General features: G+C 60.6%; 12 protein-coding genes and 2 pseudogenes. 5 read left to right on the top strand and 9 right to left on the bottom strand.

The window, feature by feature from the left end:
* Window positions 1-391: 391 nt before the first annotated feature.
* The 3 genes from EUB48_RS03560 to EUB48_RS21260 are packed head-to-tail and all read right to left on the bottom strand — an operon-like array spanning window position 392 to window position 2,208.
* Window positions 392-787, bottom strand: coding sequence for a ubiquitination-like system serine protease family protein (locus tag EUB48_RS03560; protein WP_142817649.1), 396 nt, complete (start codon window positions 785-787; stop codon window positions 392-394).
* Window positions 777-1,982 carry a ThiF family adenylyltransferase gene (locus tag EUB48_RS03565; protein WP_168226692.1) on the bottom strand — a complete coding sequence of 402 codons (1,206 nt, stop codon included), beginning with the start codon at window positions 1,980-1,982 and terminating at the stop codon, window positions 777-779. The genes EUB48_RS03560 and EUB48_RS03565 overlap by 11 nt, the downstream gene beginning before the upstream one ends.
* Window positions 1,957-2,208, bottom strand: coding sequence for a multiubiquitin domain-containing protein (locus EUB48_RS21260; RefSeq protein WP_168226693.1), 252 nt, complete (start codon window positions 2,206-2,208; stop codon window positions 1,957-1,959). The genes EUB48_RS03565 and EUB48_RS21260 overlap by 26 nt, the downstream gene beginning before the upstream one ends.
* A 127-nt stretch (window positions 2,209-2,335) precedes the next feature.
* Here EUB48_RS21260 and EUB48_RS03570 point away from each other — a divergent pair, with 127 nt between their 5' ends.
* Entirely contained in the window at window positions 2,336-2,650 is a 315-nt protein-coding gene (locus EUB48_RS03570; RefSeq protein ID WP_142817651.1) for a killer suppression protein HigA, read from the top strand.
* On the top strand, window positions 2,650-3,765 hold the full coding sequence (locus EUB48_RS03575) for a helix-turn-helix domain-containing protein (protein WP_210411691.1): 1,116 nt from the start codon (window positions 2,650-2,652) through the stop codon (window positions 3,763-3,765). The genes EUB48_RS03570 and EUB48_RS03575 overlap by 1 nt, the downstream gene beginning before the upstream one ends.
* Before the next feature lie 907 nt (window positions 3,766-4,672).
* On the opposite strand, the gene EUB48_RS03580 is transcribed toward EUB48_RS03575, so the two are convergent.
* Window positions 4,673-6,412, bottom strand: a complete 1,740-nt coding sequence (locus tag EUB48_RS03580; protein WP_142821073.1) for a P-loop NTPase fold protein — start codon at window positions 6,410-6,412, stop codon at window positions 4,673-4,675.
* Between the two features lie 413 nt (window positions 6,413-6,825).
* On the opposite strand from EUB48_RS03580, the gene EUB48_RS03585 reads away from it, so the two are divergent.
* From EUB48_RS03585 to EUB48_RS03595, 3 genes are all read left to right on the top strand, one after another.
* Window positions 6,826-7,449 (top strand): tyrosine-type recombinase/integrase, encoded by a 624-nt coding sequence (locus tag EUB48_RS03585; protein ID WP_142817652.1) that lies wholly within the window; start codon window positions 6,826-6,828, stop codon window positions 7,447-7,449.
* Window positions 7,450-7,710: 261 nt separating this feature from the next.
* A complete protein-coding gene (locus EUB48_RS03590; RefSeq protein WP_142817653.1) occupies window positions 7,711-10,284 on the top strand; it encodes a hypothetical protein in 2,574 nt (857 codons plus the stop codon).
* Complete coding sequence (locus tag EUB48_RS03595) at window positions 10,229-11,680, top strand: hypothetical protein (protein WP_142817654.1); 1,452 nt, start codon at window positions 10,229-10,231, stop codon at window positions 11,678-11,680. The genes EUB48_RS03590 and EUB48_RS03595 overlap by 56 nt, the downstream gene beginning before the upstream one ends.
* A gap of 232 nt (window positions 11,681-11,912) precedes the next feature.
* On the opposite strand, the pseudogene EUB48_RS03600 reads toward EUB48_RS03595, so the two are convergent.
* The 5 genes and pseudogenes from EUB48_RS03600 to tnpC all read right to left on the bottom strand — a co-directional run.
* A pseudogene (locus tag EUB48_RS03600) lies at window positions 11,913-12,113 on the bottom strand (transposase domain-containing protein); the annotation flags it as partial.
* 110 nt (window positions 12,114-12,223) lie between these two features.
* A complete protein-coding gene (locus EUB48_RS03605) occupies window positions 12,224-13,234 on the bottom strand; it encodes a site-specific integrase (RefSeq protein ID WP_142817655.1) in 1,011 nt (336 codons plus the stop codon).
* Window positions 13,231-14,175 (bottom strand): tyrosine-type recombinase/integrase, encoded by a 945-nt coding sequence (locus EUB48_RS03610; protein WP_142817656.1) that lies wholly within the window; start codon window positions 14,173-14,175, stop codon window positions 13,231-13,233. Before EUB48_RS03610 ends, EUB48_RS03605 begins: the two co-directional genes overlap by 4 nt.
* Complete coding sequence (locus EUB48_RS03615; protein ID WP_142817657.1) at window positions 14,172-15,422, bottom strand: tyrosine-type recombinase/integrase; 1,251 nt, start codon at window positions 15,420-15,422, stop codon at window positions 14,172-14,174. Before EUB48_RS03615 ends, EUB48_RS03610 begins: the two co-directional genes overlap by 4 nt.
* 150 nt (window positions 15,423-15,572) lie before the next feature.
* A pseudogene (gene tnpC / locus EUB48_RS03620) lies at window positions 15,573-16,985 on the bottom strand (IS66 family transposase); the annotation flags it as partial.
* Between the last annotated feature and the right edge of the window lie 79 nt (window positions 16,986-17,064).

The following is a 17,064-nucleotide window of genomic DNA, read 5'->3' on the forward strand; positions in this document are numbered from 1 at the left end:
CAATGAATCAGGTGCGCTGCACAATGCTACGTACCGAAACTTCGCCGAGGACCTTTGGGTGCCCCAAGTTGACTTTGATCGGATCCAGGCTCAACGGCAGAAATGCAGCGTTCCCTGCAGGTGGCGAGCGCCAGGTTTATTGGTGACCAACGTCAAGCAAAGGCACGACAGACTTCGGCACCCTGCTTCGGCTTGCAGGTGGTGGGGCCATGTGCGTTTGGGCAGCCAGCGCTCCAGACGCAATACTCCGATCGAACAGCGATATTTAAGTTCCCACTGGTCTCATTGCCTGTCGAAGTTGTGAGAGACTTCGATCGAGTTCACGCACCGTTTCGCGATTGTGTGCGGCGATCCTATCTGAAGATCCCCGAACGCACATCGACTGTCGGCCTCATCGACGCCGCTTCAGCCAACTTCTAAGTTGTTCCCGCCACCCGCCTTGGTGATTGTGGAAGTACGCATCGCGCTGCTGCTCCTCAGCACGCCGCCCCTCCAGCACTTCTTCGTCCGTCCAGTCGCTCCGCCACAGAACCCTGCCATTGCTGATGAAGTAGTGGGAGCGACAAGGCTTCTGCCAATTGCCGATGGACGGAAAGAGGGTCGGACCAGTACGGCCGTTGGTGAGGCGCCATCCGAGCGGCCCGAGTTGGGTACGCACCTTCTCGCCGCAACCGCAGGCGCACAGATGGGCGGCGGTACGGTATTTTTGCGAGGCATACAGAATTCCCGGCTCCAACTTTGCGGGCATGAATTCGACTTCTTCAAGCCGAAAATTCTCAGTCTTCATCGGGACTCAATAGAGAGAGGTTGTCGAAAGTCAGCAGTAGCTGATGGAGCGCCGGCGGGCCCACATAAAACCCCCGGATCTGCTTGAAGCGCAGGACCGCCAGTGCCGCGTTGAGCGCGTTCACCTCGGCGATCTGGATGCTGGTCTTATAAACGTCATCGGCCGGATCGGTCTCGGGCGCGTAGCCCTTTGCACGCACGGTTTGCCCAAGATCTTGCGGGAAGTAGGTCGTGCGCACGGTACCGCTAATGGGGCCGGGCTTACGGTTGAGACCCATGCCAGCATCAATGAACGCGATGTTCTTCGAGATCAGCAAGTCGAAGATTCTCTTGCGCGAGCTACCCTTGTCGACGCAAACGAAAGCAAAAGTCACGCCGTCGAACTCCGCGGCCGACGACTCGTCGATGAACAGCGGCTTGATGGTGAGGCCGTGACGGAAATTTTCGTAGCGCCTCTGATAGACGTCGGCCTTCAGCTGCCGCAGCTCGCTACCTTCGCCCACATCCAGACGCCCGGGCGAGCGAAACGCGTTGTGTACGAAGAATCTGTCCGTGTCGAAACCCCGAATGTCCCGAACCGGCGTCTTGACCATGAAGTCGAGCACGTAGGAGCCGGTGCCGCCCAAACCGATGATCGCGACCACGTCGTTCTCAAAGTGCTTGGCAAGATCGGTGATCTCGGCGCGGCTCGTCAACGTGTCGCGCAGCTTGAAGACCGAGTTTGCCACCTCCTCCTCGCAATCTCGAAAGGTGTAAGGGTCGGCGCCAAACCGCTGCATTGCCGGCCCGGCGATGATCGTCAAATAGCTGTCGATCTTCTCAACGTGATCGACGTAGTTGCGGGGTTGGCCGCCCTTGTCCTTAAGCTTGTGCGAGAAACTCTGCTGCACGACCACGTCGCTGCAGTGCTCGCTCAGAACAAGCTGCGCGGCACCACCGCCCAGACCACGCACAACCTGCCCGTCGAGGCCGTACGGGCGCGGGCCCGCCCAGAAGATCTGATGGTCGTTGGGGCGGAAGTTGACGTCGTCCTCGGAAACGAGCTTCGACACCATGGCACCCCACTGCAACTGCCCGTTCGCGTCGAGATACGGAATATCTCGGACGACGAGGCAGTTGGTGTCGACGGCCAGCGCGTAGCCCTTTTCGAGGAGCGCCTTGAGGTCGGGATTACGACTCGCCAGTGTCTTTAACAAAGAATTCCATCCCTTCCTTGACCTTGACGGAGCCGCCCAGCGAGAGCACACCCTTCTTCTCGCCGTGGGCCCTCTCGTAGGTAACCGAGTAGACGCGTTCCGGGTGCTGTGGGTACTGGGGGTCCTCCAGGGTGACCACTTCGGCGTACGTGATCTCGTCCTTGGGCCACTGGTGTTGAATGCCCTCGACGATGATGGTAACCAACTTCTTCGGGTGATCCGTCATAGATAAATCTCCAAAAAAAATTCGCGGCGGGATGCCGACAGAAATAGTTTACCAAACCGGTAAATAAAATTCAAGTACCTCGAAAACTTGTGGGCCAGATCGGTAAACGGTATGATCGCGTGCATGTATGCCTCTCGACCTGCGATTTGCCTCGCCTGAGCTGCGAGTTGTCTGTGAACGCAGAACCGCAGCCGAACGCCTTCTGGGTGAGGCGGCGGCGCGCAAATTGCGTTCGCGCCTGTCTGACATTCGGGCCGCCTCCGATATACGCGAGGTCGACCTCGGCCGTCCCTCGTACTCCCGGCGCGGGCGGGTTATCTTTATGCTGTCCGCGACACATCGCTTGGTCGTCGCATCGGCGGTCACGCCGATACCTCGCCAGTCGGACAAGCAGGTCGACTGGGCGCAAGTCAATATCCTTGAGGTAGTCGAGATCTACTAATGGCCATGCCTACGCACCATTCGCCCGAGGCCTTTCGCCCAGATTGGATGTCTCCGCCGGGTGACTCAATTGCTGACCTTCTAGAGGAACACGGCTGGAATCAGACGTCGTTCGCCGAGAGGATGGAATACACCGAAAAGCACGTCAGCCTTCTGATCAATGGGAAGGCTGCGCTGTCGGAGGAGACCGCATTCAAGCTGGAGAAGGTCACCGGCATCACTGCTGGCTTCTGGCTTACGCGAGAAGCGCAGTACCGAGAAGCGGTGGGTCGTGTCGAAGAGGAGAAGTCGCTCGCCAACGAAAGCGAATGGCTAAAAGAGTTGCCCGTGCGGCACATGCTCGATCACCACTGGATTGATCGCTATTCAGACGCTGGCGCTCAGGTGGCCGAGTGTTTGCGCTTCTTTGGGGTCGCTTCACCCAATGCTTGGCGGACGAGCTACAGAGGACCGGTAGCAGCATTTCGGGCTTCCAAGAGCTTTTCCATTGACCCCGCGGCGACCTCCACTTGGTTGCGTCAAGGAGAGCGACAAGCCGCAGGAATTGATACGCAGCCATTCGACAAGGCCGCATTCAAGGCATCGCTCACACTAATAAGGTCATTGGCAAGCGAAGCAAATCCCGACGTATTCGTTCCGAAGTTGATTGAGTCCTGTGCGGTGGTGGGCGTGGCCGTCGTGTTTGCCGCCGCACCCAAAGGCTGTCCCGTGAGTGGCGCAACAAAGTGGCTTTCTCCCTCCAAAGCCCTTTTGATGCTGAGTCTGCGGCATAAGACGAACGATCATTTGTGGTTCTCCTTCTTTCATGAAGCAGGGCATTTGATACTTCATGGCAAGCGCATGATGTTCATTGACGGAGACGGGGCCCTCGATGACGAGCAGGAAGATGAGGCGAATAGATTCGCAAGGGATGTACTCATTCCTCCAAGTCATAGCGCTGCGTTGAGCAACCTTCTTAAGACTGAAGATGATGTGGTGCGCTTTGCCAATGCCGTCGGGATAGCTCCGGGCGTCGTCGTGGGCCGAATGCAAAAGGAAGGTCTTCTTGAGTGGAACACACGGCTCAATCACCTCAAAGAGAAATACAGGTTCAAGGTTGCCGAGTCCGAAGAGTAGCGCCCCGATCTGAGGTCAGTACAACTCGTATTGAGCTTGCGTCAGATTGATTTCCCGGTCAGAGTGACTGCTTTTGAGTTGATTCGATCGACCGCTTGTGGTGGACACATGACGACCACATCGAAGCTTGGTTTTTCGCAAGCAGTCATTGCGACCGTGATCGCGGCGATCAGCGAATGTCGGCTATCAGGCGCTGAATTTGAAGACCGCTTGGACCGCAATGGGTCGGGAGTTCCAATTCGCTGTCTTCGAATGCAGCCGTTGGGCGAGCGATGCATGGAACAGTCAGCTGCAATCTGCTCGACGGGTCATGAACGTCAAGTTTCAAAGTACAGCCGACTTCCGAACCAGGGCACGATGAACGACCGGTTTCGGCAACCGGCGACATTCAGACGCCGAGCGTGAAGGGCAGCAGCCAGTCTGCTGCTGCCGTCTGCATCGCAGCGGTTGCTGCTGCTCATGGCTGCATCGTGACCTATCGGTCACAGCTACGTAGCGGTCATTCGAGCACCAAGGCTGGCGACTGCCCAACGACGGGTTTCATGTGAGCAGTGGACAGTGGCCGTCAGTTACAGGCCGGTAGGTTGCTGGAAGTCCGCTCTCACGGCTCATGAACAGGTACTGCCGAGACAAAGCGGACCTAGACGTCGTCGGAATCACTGCTCGAAAGGCGCCTTTCATATATCGTTGGGCGCAGGTTTCTCATGACCGCTTGAGAACGTAAAAAGGTCCCGATCAACTCAGTCGTAGCAAAAAGTGCTTCACAGTCGGAACCTTCACTTTCAGAGTTATTGCTTTGAGGCTCTTTCTCGGACTGCCACATGCTTAAGTAGCTGAGAGGCCGAAGCCTGGTTAAACCATATCTTCCCCGTGCTCATTCAAAAAAAAGTGCGACGTTCAATCGACGCTAACCTTGACTAAACTCTCCGCCTTCGGCGCTCGGTTTTGCCAACTCAGAAGCCAACGCTGTACTCTCAAAGAGGCGCTTTATCAAGCCAGCCAGGCGAGGCGAATTTGCATCATTGGCGATGTTCCGACAAGCCTCCATGAAACGCTCGGGCGCAGAGCCAAAGTGCGGATCTGACGCCCCACTCTGCAACCGCATTTCAATCATGCGACGCATGAAACGGCGCAGATTGTCGAGATCCGCCATGTCGCGGATTGCGGCCTCGAAATCAGTCGCAGTGGCCCGTTGCATGGCGACCTCTTGAAGCGTGCCCCAGCCACTCTTCTCGATGATGTGTATGCAAGCATCGACAACGGTTGCATTGGCCTGAACATTGGCCTTGATCGCAGCAAATTCTGCTCGAATCTTCGGGTGAAGCGGGTTGTTGAACGGGTTGTCATCGTTCACCTCGGTCGAATTGGTCGCTCTGAATGCTTCGAGCCAACCATCAACGATCGCCTCGCCAATCGCTGCCCCTCCCGGCATCTTCGAGAGCGCGGACTCAAGCTGTGTTGCGACGAAGGGATCCAGCAGGCCGGCTCGCGCGGGAAAAACGGTGGCCTCATCGACCAACTGCGCTTCACCTACTCGGTGATCCCAGAAGACCCGTTTGAGGAACTGGTGGGCCCCCTCCCTTGTCTCCATCGCTTCCTTCTCAGCGATATAGCCATCGATGACGACTTCGATGCTCGCGGCATCAAACAGGCCTGATTCCAGGAACTCAACCAAGCACTTTTCAAATTCGTCACAACCATGGATGCCCAACTCTTGCATCAGCATCCGCCACCCATCCTCACGCTTTTCTTCGGGAGTCGGCTCGTTGTTCCTGTCGCGCCCGAACCCCAGCCAATCGGGATTTCCAGCGTTCAATGCGAATTTGAAATCCGGGCCATCTTCCAACCCTCGATAGTGGATGGCGGAGAACAGAACGATAGGTGGGATCACGCGCGCCTGGATCGCCTCTTCCAACTCGTGGCCGTCAAGGATCTGATTTGCCACGCGGATGACCTTGACGACGATGCGAATGTTGGTCAGAGAACAAGCAATGCACGCCTTCTTGATGGCATCGGCATATTTCGAATTGGCAATCCCTATGGCAATTGAGAACGCCTCATCGGCGGTAGTCGATAGTCTGATCTCCCGGTCTATCACCTTCTCGCGGAATGTCGCCCATAGCTTTTCTTGGTCGCCCTTGTTCGATAGCTGGTCATCATTGAGCACAAGGACAAATCGCGCTCCGTGCTGCTTGGAGTATTCGTCGATGAAGCCCAGCACTTCGTCGATGCCAAGCTTTTCATGCTTGCGCTCGATGTCGTCAATAACGATCACACCGTTCCTCAGAACCACCGGGGCCATCAGCAACACGTTCAGGTCATTGATGGCAGCCAGCGCCTTGTAATGTTCCGAACCGACTTTGACTCCGACCCTGAATAGGTTCTTCAACCCGTCGAACATGCCCCCATGCGACTCCACACCTGGGATGGCAGTCTCGATGAGCTTGCGCTTGACCTGGTCGATGCTCGACAGGCCGAACAGTGAAACGTAGAGGGCCTTTTTGACCTTGTCATCGTTTGAACCGCTCTTAACCTCGTTCCAGAGATGGGTCTTGCCAGTGCCCCATTTTCCGGAAAGCGCGATCACGCTATTGTCAGCTTGCCCAAGCAGCTTGACCAATTGTTCCTTTGTTCTTACAAGCGACATGCGCTCCTCCCTATCGTTGAAATTCTTCAAATCAGCATCGTATCCAACCGCGCAATTCATGATCTAGCGATCGGCATTGCCGACCAGTCTATTTTGTGGGCCGGAGCTAGAGGCAACAGGGTGACCCTCTCGCCATCAGTTGCCGGCTACACAACCGTTTGGAATCTTTGACTTCTATCGCCCTGACGAGGGTCTGCGGCCTCCGTTGCCCGGGAGGGGTCTGAGCGTGAACAGTTGTCTTCCAAAAGGCGGGCACTGACCAATGGCAGCACCTGGCCGAGTCCGTGAGTTCGCCCCTCTACTTCAAAGCTGACGGTCAGCGCCGAGCGCCGATCCATCCGACTTGAGACGAGCTGGCGCCGTGACGGCGTCCGAGTGCATCCTTTGTGGCCCTCAACTTGATGGAGAGCATCATGGGTACCGCAGACAACACTGTTCATCGCGAGCCGTGGAACAAAGGGAAGCTCGTCGGGCAGAAGGCCCCGTTCAAGCTCAAGGACATCTGGGCCCTGCGCGTTCGGCTGCAGATGGGGGGTCGGGTTCGCGAACTGGCCCTCTTCAACCTCGGCATCGACAGCAAGTTGCGCGGATGCGACCTGGTTGGTCTGAAGGTCCGGGACGTATGCCACGGCGACCAGGTGGCCACACGCGCCATCATCGTCCAGCACAAGACGCAGCGCCCCGTTCAGTTCGAGATCACGCCAGCCGCCCGAGATGCCGTGCAGGCGTGGATCAAGCTCGCAGGGCTGAAGCCGGAAGACTTCCTGTTTCCCAGCCGGCTCCACGACTCGCCCCATCTCGGCACGCGTCAGTACGCCCGGATACTTGGGCACTGGGTCGACGAACTGGGGCTGGACCGCACTGACTACGGGACACACTCGATGCGAAGGACGAAGGCGACGCTGATCTATCGGCGCACGAAGAACCTCCGCGCCGTACAGTTGCTCCTTGGGCACTCCAAGCTGGAGTCGACGGTGAGGTACCTCGGCATTGAAGTCGATGACGCACTCGAGATCTCCGAACAGACAGAAATCTGAGGCAGTCGGCTGCCTGAGCAACCACTGTATGGTACCGCGCCGAATTGGAGGTGCCGGCCATGACCGGTCGGTCATCGTCGGGGCACGTCGGACCTCTTCATTGCTGTCGGTCGTGTGCGGCGGACGAAGGTCGGCGGGTACCGGAGGCTGACATTGCGTAGCGCCCGCGCAAGTCTTGTACTGCGGGCTGCATCAGGCTCCCGCTCGCCTCGAGCTTCTACTAGAGTTCCGCCTTTGTCCCCGATGCTCTACGATGCTGGCATGAACGAGGCTGAGTTCGAGCGACATGTCCGCACCGGCGAGCGCAACAAGCAAATCTTGGAGCTCGTACACAACTGGTGCTCGCATGCCGAGGTTCGCAATCACGGCGGCACGGGCTTGATTGCCCAGTACACCGGCTTGCCCCTCGGCATGCTCGGGATGCACTGCGACCACGCGCCCGCAGGAGGTGTCGCAGGGTGGTATCTCGAGGTCGGGGTGCTCGACTTCTACGACCGGAACTGTGTGCACTGCGACAAGCGTCAGGCGGTTCGCTTGCCCAATCTCATTCAGCTGGTCGGAGAACGTGACCGCGAAGTGGCGAGGCGCAAGGAAGAATCCGAGCGGGCGCAAGCGGCTGCGGCGGCAGCCCGGGATGCCCGAAAGCGGCGGCGCGACGCTTTGAGAGTCAGCCAGAGCGCTGCGACGTGCGCGCTGCTCGACGACCTTGAGGCTCTGGACAACAGCCGCTCCAAGGACGCCCGGACGCGGGTCGTCGAGACCGCGAGGCTGGCGCCTGAGATCCTCACGCCGCCGATCGTCGAGTACTTCTTCGAGTTGGCTGCATCTGACGCGGGTGGGTGCCAGGCTGAGGCGCTCGATGTACTGCGGCACGTTGGGGCAGATGCCAAGCGGCTGACGGCAGCCGCGCTCAACTGCCTTGTGCACCACAACTCGATCGATACGGCGGCGAGGATCGTCACGGTGAACCCGAGTTTGGCCGAGGAGGCCGCCGTGGAAGCTGCCGTGCCCGCTCTAGTTGGACTGGCCAGTCCTCCCCGCCCCCAGTTCGGTGACCGGGAGCGGCACCTACAGCCGGAACCGCTCCTGGCCGTCTTCGCAGCCTGGCCTGAGCCCGTTAATCGCGGAATTCAACGGCTGCTCGACTCGCGTCAGTCCTACCGGATCCGCATCGGAACGGCCGCGCTCAAGGTTCTTTCGCCGGTCGACCCGTATCTGCTGGGACGGTTTGCAAAGACACTGGTCGCAAAGTTGGTTCGTGCGCACCTGCTGATCGATGAAGACGAAGCGGACCGAGAGCTAAACATGGTCTGCAGCGACCTCCAGCGCTCGCTGGCCGCTGCCCTTCTCCAGGAGCCCATGGCGACGGACCAACTGATCGCGGACTTCTTCGAGGGCGCTTCGTCTGAAGGTGAAGCTCGCTTAGCACGCGTCTACGAAGAGGTCTTTCGGTTTACCTATCGCGGCAAGGAGACTTTGACCGACACGGTTGCCGGAGTGGTTCTCTCCAGGATCGTGAGGCTCGCAAGTACCTCACACAACGACAAGGTGCTCACCGAGATCATTCAGATGCTCAGAACCGGGTCCAGCGATCTTCTCGGTGCCGCGAGACAGGCACTCGACGTCGTTCTCGGTGCAGCGGCATTACTCGACGACCGACTAGAGGCATTCGATGGTGAGCAGAAGTTGAAGGCCAACACGACGCCACTGCAGGCCCTTGAGGCGCAGAATGCGAGGTCGACGCTTTACTACATTCGAGAGTCTTTCTCTGACATGGCCGCCAAGGCAGCTCAGGGTGATCGGCTTGCCACGCAGTCGTACGTCGAGTTCCTTGGGAGGATTGACGAGAGTCGTTCGGGCTTGAGCTCGGCACTGCTCAAGGAGTCGCACCACCTCATCGCGACGCCTGAAGGGCTGAACCTCGTCTTGCCAGAGCTCTATGCGGGGCTGGTGGGAGCCTCTACGCTCGAACGGGCTGCGGCGGCCAAGACCCTGGGCGAGGCAGGCAAGGAACGAATTGCGGACCTGCCCGAGCTTGTGCTAGAGGCGTTCGTCCTTCTTCTGCGAGATCCCTACGTCATTGTGCACAAAGCAGCCACCACGGCGCTCGGTAACATTCCTCTGCCGCCTCACCTGGAGCAGAGCGCCGATTCCGCATTGCTTCAGCTCATCCTCGTATACAGCTCGGGGAAGGACGCTGAAGACTTTCTGCTCCGATGCATGCAGCTCTATCTCCACCGATTCGCCGACGAGCGCCAACTGCGTGGGGAGTTGGCAACGGTTTTCATCCGCATCCTCAACCGAGTTTCGGCGAGCCGGGAGCTTCGGGAACTCAACTCGATGTCCAAGTTCCTCAAGGACGAGCCCGAGTATGTGGATCTGGTCATTCGTGTCTTCGAGGACGAAGACGTCAGCGATTACGGCGAGGAAGACGCGATGGAGCTGGCCTATCTGATCCCTGATGAGCAGGTACTCAAGCGCGCTGACGATTTGGTCAAGGTCGCCGTGCGTCGTCATGGACGCGCCTTGTACGTCGGCGCGATCGTCGAGATCCTGACCCGCGCTGGGGCTTGGGCGCAGGCCGTCACCGCCGCCAAGGCGTCGTGGGAGCACTTACCCGACACCGTTCCCATGAGGCGAGTGAAGTGGGTTGGTCAGCTGCAGCTGGTTGCAGTGCAGTTCGAGGCGGCTGTAGCAACTGGTGACGAGGCGCGACTGACAGCGCTGAAGTCCGAGTGGGAGGGCCTCGAGAAAGCTCTCCAAGAAGATGAGAAGCTCTATGCGGAAAGACGCAATCCTCTCCCAAGTTTTTTTCGCACGCATTCAGGCAGTTGATGCGCTGGCAAGGATCGGCCGCGGCGAACCAGTCGATGCCGAGTTGCTGAAGCAAACAAGCGCTGCACTGGACGGCGCTTCGCTTCAGTATGGGCGAGCGGCAACCGCGATCGCCTATGGCGCCTTCGCGGGATTGCTTCGTATCGCCTCGACCTTGGTGGAGTGGCGCCAGGCGATTCTTGACGCTTCGGAAGGAAGCGAACGGCTGTTGCGAAGCGCGATCGAGCGGTATCGACTCTGGTGCAACGAGTACGGTGAGAAGTCGGAGGCCAAGGCGCTACTGGACGCATCAACCAACCTTCCGCTTATGGCATCGATCGCGGATTTCGAAGCGTTGTGCAGAGGTCTCGGAGGCGTTCCACTGCCGATCGGTGTGTTCGCCGACGAGGTTTTCAAGGTGCGACCAAGGTCAGACCTCGGTGAGGAAGCAGCGACACAGCCGGAGGAGCTCTTGGTGGCGTTTTTGAAGTTCCAGCTTGGAGGCCAGCCCGCAGCAGACATCCACCACCTTGTTCCGCGCGAAATGCATGACATGGAGATCGAGGTACGTGTGTCTCGGTGGCCGGAGAACGCAACCCACTTGATCCTCACGCCGGTGTCGGCGGAGCCTCGAAGCACATATGATCTATCAGAGTTCAGATTCGCGAAGCCATCGGGGAAACCACCTTTCACGCTTGTCCAACAAGGGCGGGCGATTCTGCAGGTGGCCCAAGGGCTCAAAGCCCGGCCGTTTGAGTTCAAGTACGCCGCGGCCTTCCAGCCTGCCAGCGTGGAGCAGCCGGTGGCCATCGTGGGCCATCGCACTCTCTTGGTAGAGGGCATCGACGTCAGGTCCAACCCGATCACCGGCTACTCGGCTGTGGACCAGAAGATCATGGCCGTCCGCGACACGCTTCGACGCGAAGGCCGTGCAAGTGCGCAGGAACTCTCCGATGTACTCGAACTGCTGACGGTCCTGGGCAACATGGCGGGCCGCGCCGTCCAGGATGCCGAGTTCGACGGGGTCTGGTCGGAAGATCGCTTTCAGGAGCATGTGCGGAAGGAACTGCGGCGTGCACCCCGAATCGGGTCTGACCTGGAGGAGCATCCCAAGGCGGCGGGCGGCATCACTGATCTGAGCCTTCGAGGAATCGTTATCGAGCTCAAGTCGGCAAGGGAGAGGATCCGAACGATGGAGGACTGCCAAGCCTACGTCGAGCAGGCAGCGAGCTACGCCGTAGCAAAAGGTAAGCGCGTCGCACTCCTGTATGTCCTGGACTGCAGCCCGAAGGACTCCGCTCCGTGGCCGGCAGCCGACGGCGTTGCAATCCTTAGATCGGCGCCACCGGCAGAGATCACAGTCGTAACCATCGTCGTGCAAGGGAACATCACACGACCCAGCCAACTGTCTCGCTGAGCGCCGTCGCTGGTAACGGCTGTCACACCAGTGGCGTCGGTAGCCTAAGACCGCTGCATCTTCGGCTTCCACTTCGTCTCTGTCAGCCTGGCTGCCTCAGCCAAAGACTTCAGCAATGCCTCGTCGCGGCCGATGACAAACGTAAGCGGTCAACCAACCGCGCCCCTTGCGCTGGCCGTGGCGAAGTGATTGGTTTTGGACGCGCTGGTGGACTGCAGCTCGCGACTGACGTTCAGACGCTCGGCATCGCGAGGCGCCAGGGCAGCAACGCCTCATAGTCATCGACGGTCTTGGCGCGGGGAAGCGCAGCCAGCAATGCGCGCAGGTACCGATACCCATCGATGCCGTTGACCTTGCAGGTCTCCAACAGCGAGTACAGGTTGGCACTGGCGTTGGCGCCGGCCACGGTGTCGGCGAAGAGCCAGTTGCTGCGCTTATGGCCAATTGGCCATAACCGCAATTATGTCCAGTTGGCGATTATGTGGAGTCGCCGCCAGCAGGTCGCTCGATTTGCTGCATCCTGCCCCTGGCAACTGCGCATAATCAAAGAGCCTGCAGGAACTTCAACAATGCGTCCGTCGGACGGTAGCGCGTGCGCCGAGTTCCTGGGGGTGCGATCGCGGCCAGGGCTCGTTCCTTCATGGCGAGATCAGCTTCGACGTAGCCGTGGGTCGTTACCGGACTCTCGTGCCCGAGCCACAAAGCAATAACCGTGAGGTCGACACCGGCCTGTAGCAGATGCATGGCGGTCGTGTGGCGCAGCGTATGTGGGGAGATGGTCCGTCCGTCAAGCGAAGGACACTGCGGCGTCACCGTGCTCACGGCCCGCGCGATCCTCTCGGCGACGTTCGATCGGGTCATCGGCTTTCCCCAGCGGTTGGGCAGCAGGGACTGGTTCTTCTGCAGGCCAGCGGCGTCGATCCAGCGACGGATCTCCACGACGGTTTCTCTCCAGAGCGGAACAGTGCGCTGCTTGCGCCCCTTGCCGTGCAAACGCACCGACGACGTGCCGTCGAGTTCCAGATCGTGGACACAGATGCCTATCAGTTCAGACACCCGGGCACCGGTGTTGTAGAGCAGCTTGAGCAGCACCCGATCCCGGCGGCCGCACCAGGTTGTGGCGTCGGGAGCAGCCAGGAGCGCCCGCACCTCGTCCCGCGAGAGGAACCCGAGCAGGGGCTTGTCGAAGCGTTTCATCGGAATGGCCAGGATCTGCTGGACGTGCAGCAGTGCCGCAGGGCATTGCACCGCGATGTACCGGGCGAAGGCCCTTACTGCGGCAAGCCGCGCATTGCGGCTACGCACAGCGTTATGGCGCTCGGCTTCGAGATGCGCCAGGAAGCCGAGAATCAGCTCTGAATCGAAGTCCCCCAGGGTCAGCTTGGCGGGCGGCTTGCCGAGCCTGCGCTCGGCATACTCCAGCAACAGCCGGAAGGCGTCACGGTACGCAGCTACGGTCCTGGGGCTGACGGCCTGCTGCTGAAGCAGGCGCTCGGCGAAGAAGCGCTGGAGCAAGGCGGCGAACTCGGCCGGATCGGCAAGTAGCGGGTTCATGTTGGCGCTCCCTGAGCGTAACGATGGAAGCGCTCGGCGGCGACGGCCATCAGTTCCGGAATGCCGGTGAGGTACCAGTAGGTATCGACCACCTTGGCATGGCCCACGTAGATCGACAGCGCCGGCAGACCATGCTCGATGTCCCCACCCTGCTCATACAGGCGCAGGGCACTGCTGACGATGAAGGTGTGGCGCAGGTCATGAAGCCGGTGATGGGCATGGTCCCCGCGCACCTGCCAACCGAGCTGGTCGCAGAGCAAGTGCAGCGCGTAGAGCATGCTTCGCTGATCAACGGGCCGGCCGTCGTCGCGCAGGAAGAAGCGATCGCAGCACGGGCCGGAGACGAGCCGGTCCCGTAGCTGCGCATACGCCTGCAGGTACGGTGGGACGCTCGCGTGCAGGGGAACGAAACGATGCTGGTGACACTTGGCGTCCCGGATATCGAGCACTCCCGCCTGGAGATCCACGTCGGCTCGTGTCAGTTTGAGCGCTTCGGAGATGCGCAGTCCGGCTGTCGCCAGCAGTCCCAGGAGGGTCCGGCAGGTGGCCGGGCGCAAGCTTCCGGGAGGCCCCAGGCGGTCGGTCGCTTCCAGCAGGGTTCGCAGTTCCTCGTCGGTGTAGATATGCGGTACGAGGCGTCGGTGGGCCGGGCCGAAGAGGTTGCGCGGGGGCACGATCGTGTCCGGATCGGTGCGCAGGCAGAATGCGGCAAAGCCGCGGAGCACCTCGATGCGGCGCGCCCAACTGATCGGACGAGGATGGCGTGAGGCGCGTGCCCAGTCTGCTGCGAGTTCCAGCGTGATCCGTTCGGACCCACGTTGGTCAGCAAAGCGGGCAAACGATTCGAGCTGCCCTCCCTCGATGGTGAGCTGGAAGCCGAAGCTGCGCCGATAGGCGAGATACGCTTCAACCCGAGCCGCCCAGGTCGTGGCGGTGTTCATGATTCGCTCCCCGGCCAAGGCAGGGCAACGGCCCGCAGGCGCTCCAGGTCGACGCGGGCGTAAACCCGGGCCGTGTTCAGATCGCGGTGGCGAAGCAAATCGGCGATCTCCTTGATCGATGCGCCTGTCTTCTGCAGCCGGGTGGCCATTGAACGTCGAAGCACATGGGTGTTGCAGAACCGATCCGCCATACCGCAGCGGACAAACGCGCGATTCATCGCGTTGCGAATGGCCGCCACGCTGAGGGGGACGCCAAAGGGCGCACGGTGGCGGACGAACAGGGCGCGGCTATCCGTCTGCGCACGCCCTTCCCGCAGGTAACGGCCAAGCGCTTCGCCGGTTTGCACCGGCAAAGGCAGATGCTGCACGCGCTGGCTCTTGGTGCGGTGGAGCATCACGACCCCGTTTCGCCAATCCACGCAATCCAACGTCAGGTGAGCGGCTTCGTCCCCTCGCAGGCCGAGATCGAGCAGGCAGCGGGCGATGGCATAGTCGCGCAGTCCGACCGGATCGGTGAGATCGAAGGCTTGCAGGAAGTGCTCGAGCTGAACGTCCGAGAGCACCTTCGGAGGGTGCCGTCGCCGCCAGTTCGCGATCGCCGGCAGCGTCGCGGACAGAATCCGGGTGTCGTCGCCCAGCATGGCGCGAAAGCGTAAATAGCTGCGCAAGCTCGTGCAGACCACCTTGCGCGAGGCGGGCTTCCAGTGGGCGGACAAGCCGTTCAGGAAGGCATCGATGTCCCTGGCGGCCAGCAGTCGGATCTCGGGGGCGTCACTGCCGAAGCGGCCGACAAGGAAAGCCTCTACATGCCGGACCCGATAGGTGCAGGTCGGCGGCGCCAGGCCACAGGTGTGGCGCAGATGATCGCCGAAGCGCTTGAGCTCGGCGGCAAGCGGGGTCGTCGTGGTGACCCCATCGTCCCCCTCGGGCAGCAAGGCCTGCAGATGGTGAAGAGCCGCCCGCATCTCCTTCACCTCGGATCGGCACGGTGCAGGGCAGGTGCAAGCGGGCAGGTGATGCCGTAGGAAGCGCTCGATGAGTGCCAGGTCGATGCTCTCGGCAGTCAGCCCTTCTCCCCTCATCCAGTAGCTGAAATGCGCGAGGCAGCGCAGATAAGCCCCGAGGGTGCTGTCTGCATAGCGCCGGGTCTGCAAGGACTCGACATACGAAGCGATGAGTTCTCTCAGTGGGCCGTCAGTCAGCCAGTCTCGACGGGCAAGGCGTGCCAGGCACAGCTCGGTTGGCATGGAATTCTCCTGTGGTTAGGTTGGGGAACCATAGGAGACCACCGATTGTTATGAATAGTAGGAACAGGCCATGATCGAGCCGCAAGCCCGTCGGGGCTTCAGCTTCTCGCACCGCTGGCGGCGACTCCACATAATCGCCAACTGGACATAACGCCGCCCGATGACGAACGGACGGATCGAGTTCTCGCAGCCGTTGTTGTCTATGGGGTACTCGCCACTCTGGGCGTAGCGCGCCAACTTGAGCCACTGCGAGGACAGGTAGTGCAGTGCCTTGCCCAGCAGACTGCCAGGCAGCACCGCATGGATGTTGGTCAGCAACAAGGCCCGGATTTCTTCCAGCACGGGGACGCTTTGGGCCTGACGCCGGAGCAACAGCGCGCTCGCATCAGACTGCTGCTCTTTGGCCAGGGCCTCGACGCGGTAGAGCTTGCCAATCAATGCGATGAACTGCGCCGCCAACTGCTCGGGCCCCCGGTTGTTCTTGGGCAGCGCCTGCAGTGTGTCATTGAAGTAACGCCGGCAATGCGCCCAGCACCCAATGTGGACGAGCTTGTTCGCCAGAGCGATCTTGTTGTAGACCTCGTAGCCGTCGGTCATCAGCACGCCGCCCTCGCGCGCGCCGGCGTACAGACGCTGCGCCGCCTCGGTGCTGCGTGAGGGCGAGTAGGCGAACAAGCGTATTGGCGGGCCAGTGCCGCTGGCGCCAGAGCCATCGGTCATCTGCGCCCACATGTAGCTCTTGGACTGGGCGCTGCGCCCGGCCTCCTTGAGCACCTGGATCTCGGTCTCGTCGCCGAAGATCAGGGGGGCGTCCAACATCAGGTCGCGCAGCAGGTTGATGAGCGGCTGTACCGCCTGGCCCACCCGCACGACGCTGGCCGCCATGGTGTTGCGCGAGAGGTCGCTGCCGCCGAAGCGCCCTAGCAGGGCCGCCTGGCGGTACAGCGGCAGGCCGTCCACGTACTTGGAGGTGATCACCCAGGCCAGCAGGCCTTCGCTGAACAGGCCCTTGGGGATGACTTGCTCGGGCTTGGCCGCCAGGCGCAGCGTGCCATCGCAGCACGGGCAGGCGTACTTGACCCGCTCGTGCCGGATCACGCGCACTTGCTGCGGGATGATGTCGAGCTGTTCGCTGGCCTCGACGCCGATCTCTTGCAGCGCGGCGCCATCGTGGGGGCAGACTCGCTCGGACTCGGGCAGTTCGTGGCGCACCACCTCGCGCGGCAGCGCAGGGTCCAGCGGCTTGCGCCCACGCTTGGCACGCTTGTGGCCGGGAACGTCGGCCGTCTTGTTGTCCTCGGCTTCAACTTCTTCCTGCGCAGGCTGGGCACTCGCGCCGAGTTCCTCGGCCTCGTTAAAGAACATGTCCTTCTGATGCAGCCCACTGACCTCGCTCTTGGCCGCGAAGATCTGGCGCATGAATTTGTTCAGCCGCTCCTTGAGCAGGTCGCGCTCTGTGCGTACAACGCGCAATTCGCCAGCGAGTGATTCGCTTCGCCGAGTGGCTTCGGCCAGCGCCTGCTGCAGGGCTGAATATTCTTCGGCGGTGGGCATCTGAACCATCGCCTGCTTCGATCTATATGTCGCTCAGACGGTTCCTTGTGCAGGATATTTTGCGGCAAATATTTGTATCGCCGACACC

Source organism: Rhodoferax sediminis, assembly GCF_006970865.1.
Lineage (GTDB): Bacteria > Pseudomonadota > Gammaproteobacteria > Burkholderiales > Burkholderiaceae_C > Rhodoferax_A > Rhodoferax_A sediminis.

What these genes read in the sequence shown, in the direction of transcription:
- EUB48_RS03595 (WP_142817654.1), top strand. Translation starts at nt 10,229, where the DNA reads ATGCGGAAAGACGCAATCCTCTCCCAAGTTTTTTTCGCACGCATTCAG.
- EUB48_RS03585 (WP_142817652.1), top strand. Translation starts at nt 6,826, where the DNA reads ATGGGTACCGCAGACAACACTGTTCATCGCGAGCCGTGGAACAAAGGG.
- EUB48_RS03575 (WP_210411691.1), top strand. Translation starts at nt 2,650, where the DNA reads ATGGCCATGCCTACGCACCATTCGCCCGAGGCCTTTCGCCCAGATTGG.
- EUB48_RS03610 (WP_142817656.1), bottom strand. Translation starts at nt 14,175, where the DNA reads ATGAACACCGCCACGACCTGGGCGGCTCGGGTTGAAGCGTATCTCGCC.
- EUB48_RS03615 (WP_142817657.1), bottom strand. Translation starts at nt 15,422, where the DNA reads ATGCCAACCGAGCTGTGCCTGGCACGCCTTGCCCGTCGAGACTGGCTG.
- EUB48_RS03570 (WP_142817651.1), top strand. Translation starts at nt 2,336, where the DNA reads ATGCCTCTCGACCTGCGATTTGCCTCGCCTGAGCTGCGAGTTGTCTGT.
- EUB48_RS03560 (WP_142817649.1), bottom strand. Translation starts at nt 787, where the DNA reads ATGAAGACTGAGAATTTTCGGCTTGAAGAAGTCGAATTCATGCCCGCA.
- EUB48_RS03590 (WP_142817653.1), top strand. Translation starts at nt 7,711, where the DNA reads ATGAACGAGGCTGAGTTCGAGCGACATGTCCGCACCGGCGAGCGCAAC.
- EUB48_RS03605 (WP_142817655.1), bottom strand. Translation starts at nt 13,234, where the DNA reads ATGAACCCGCTACTTGCCGATCCGGCCGAGTTCGCCGCCTTGCTCCAG.
- EUB48_RS21260 (WP_168226693.1), bottom strand. Translation starts at nt 2,208, where the DNA reads ATGACGGATCACCCGAAGAAGTTGGTTACCATCATCGTCGAGGGCATT.
- EUB48_RS03580 (WP_142821073.1), bottom strand. Translation starts at nt 6,412, where the DNA reads ATGTCGCTTGTAAGAACAAAGGAACAATTGGTCAAGCTGCTTGGGCAA.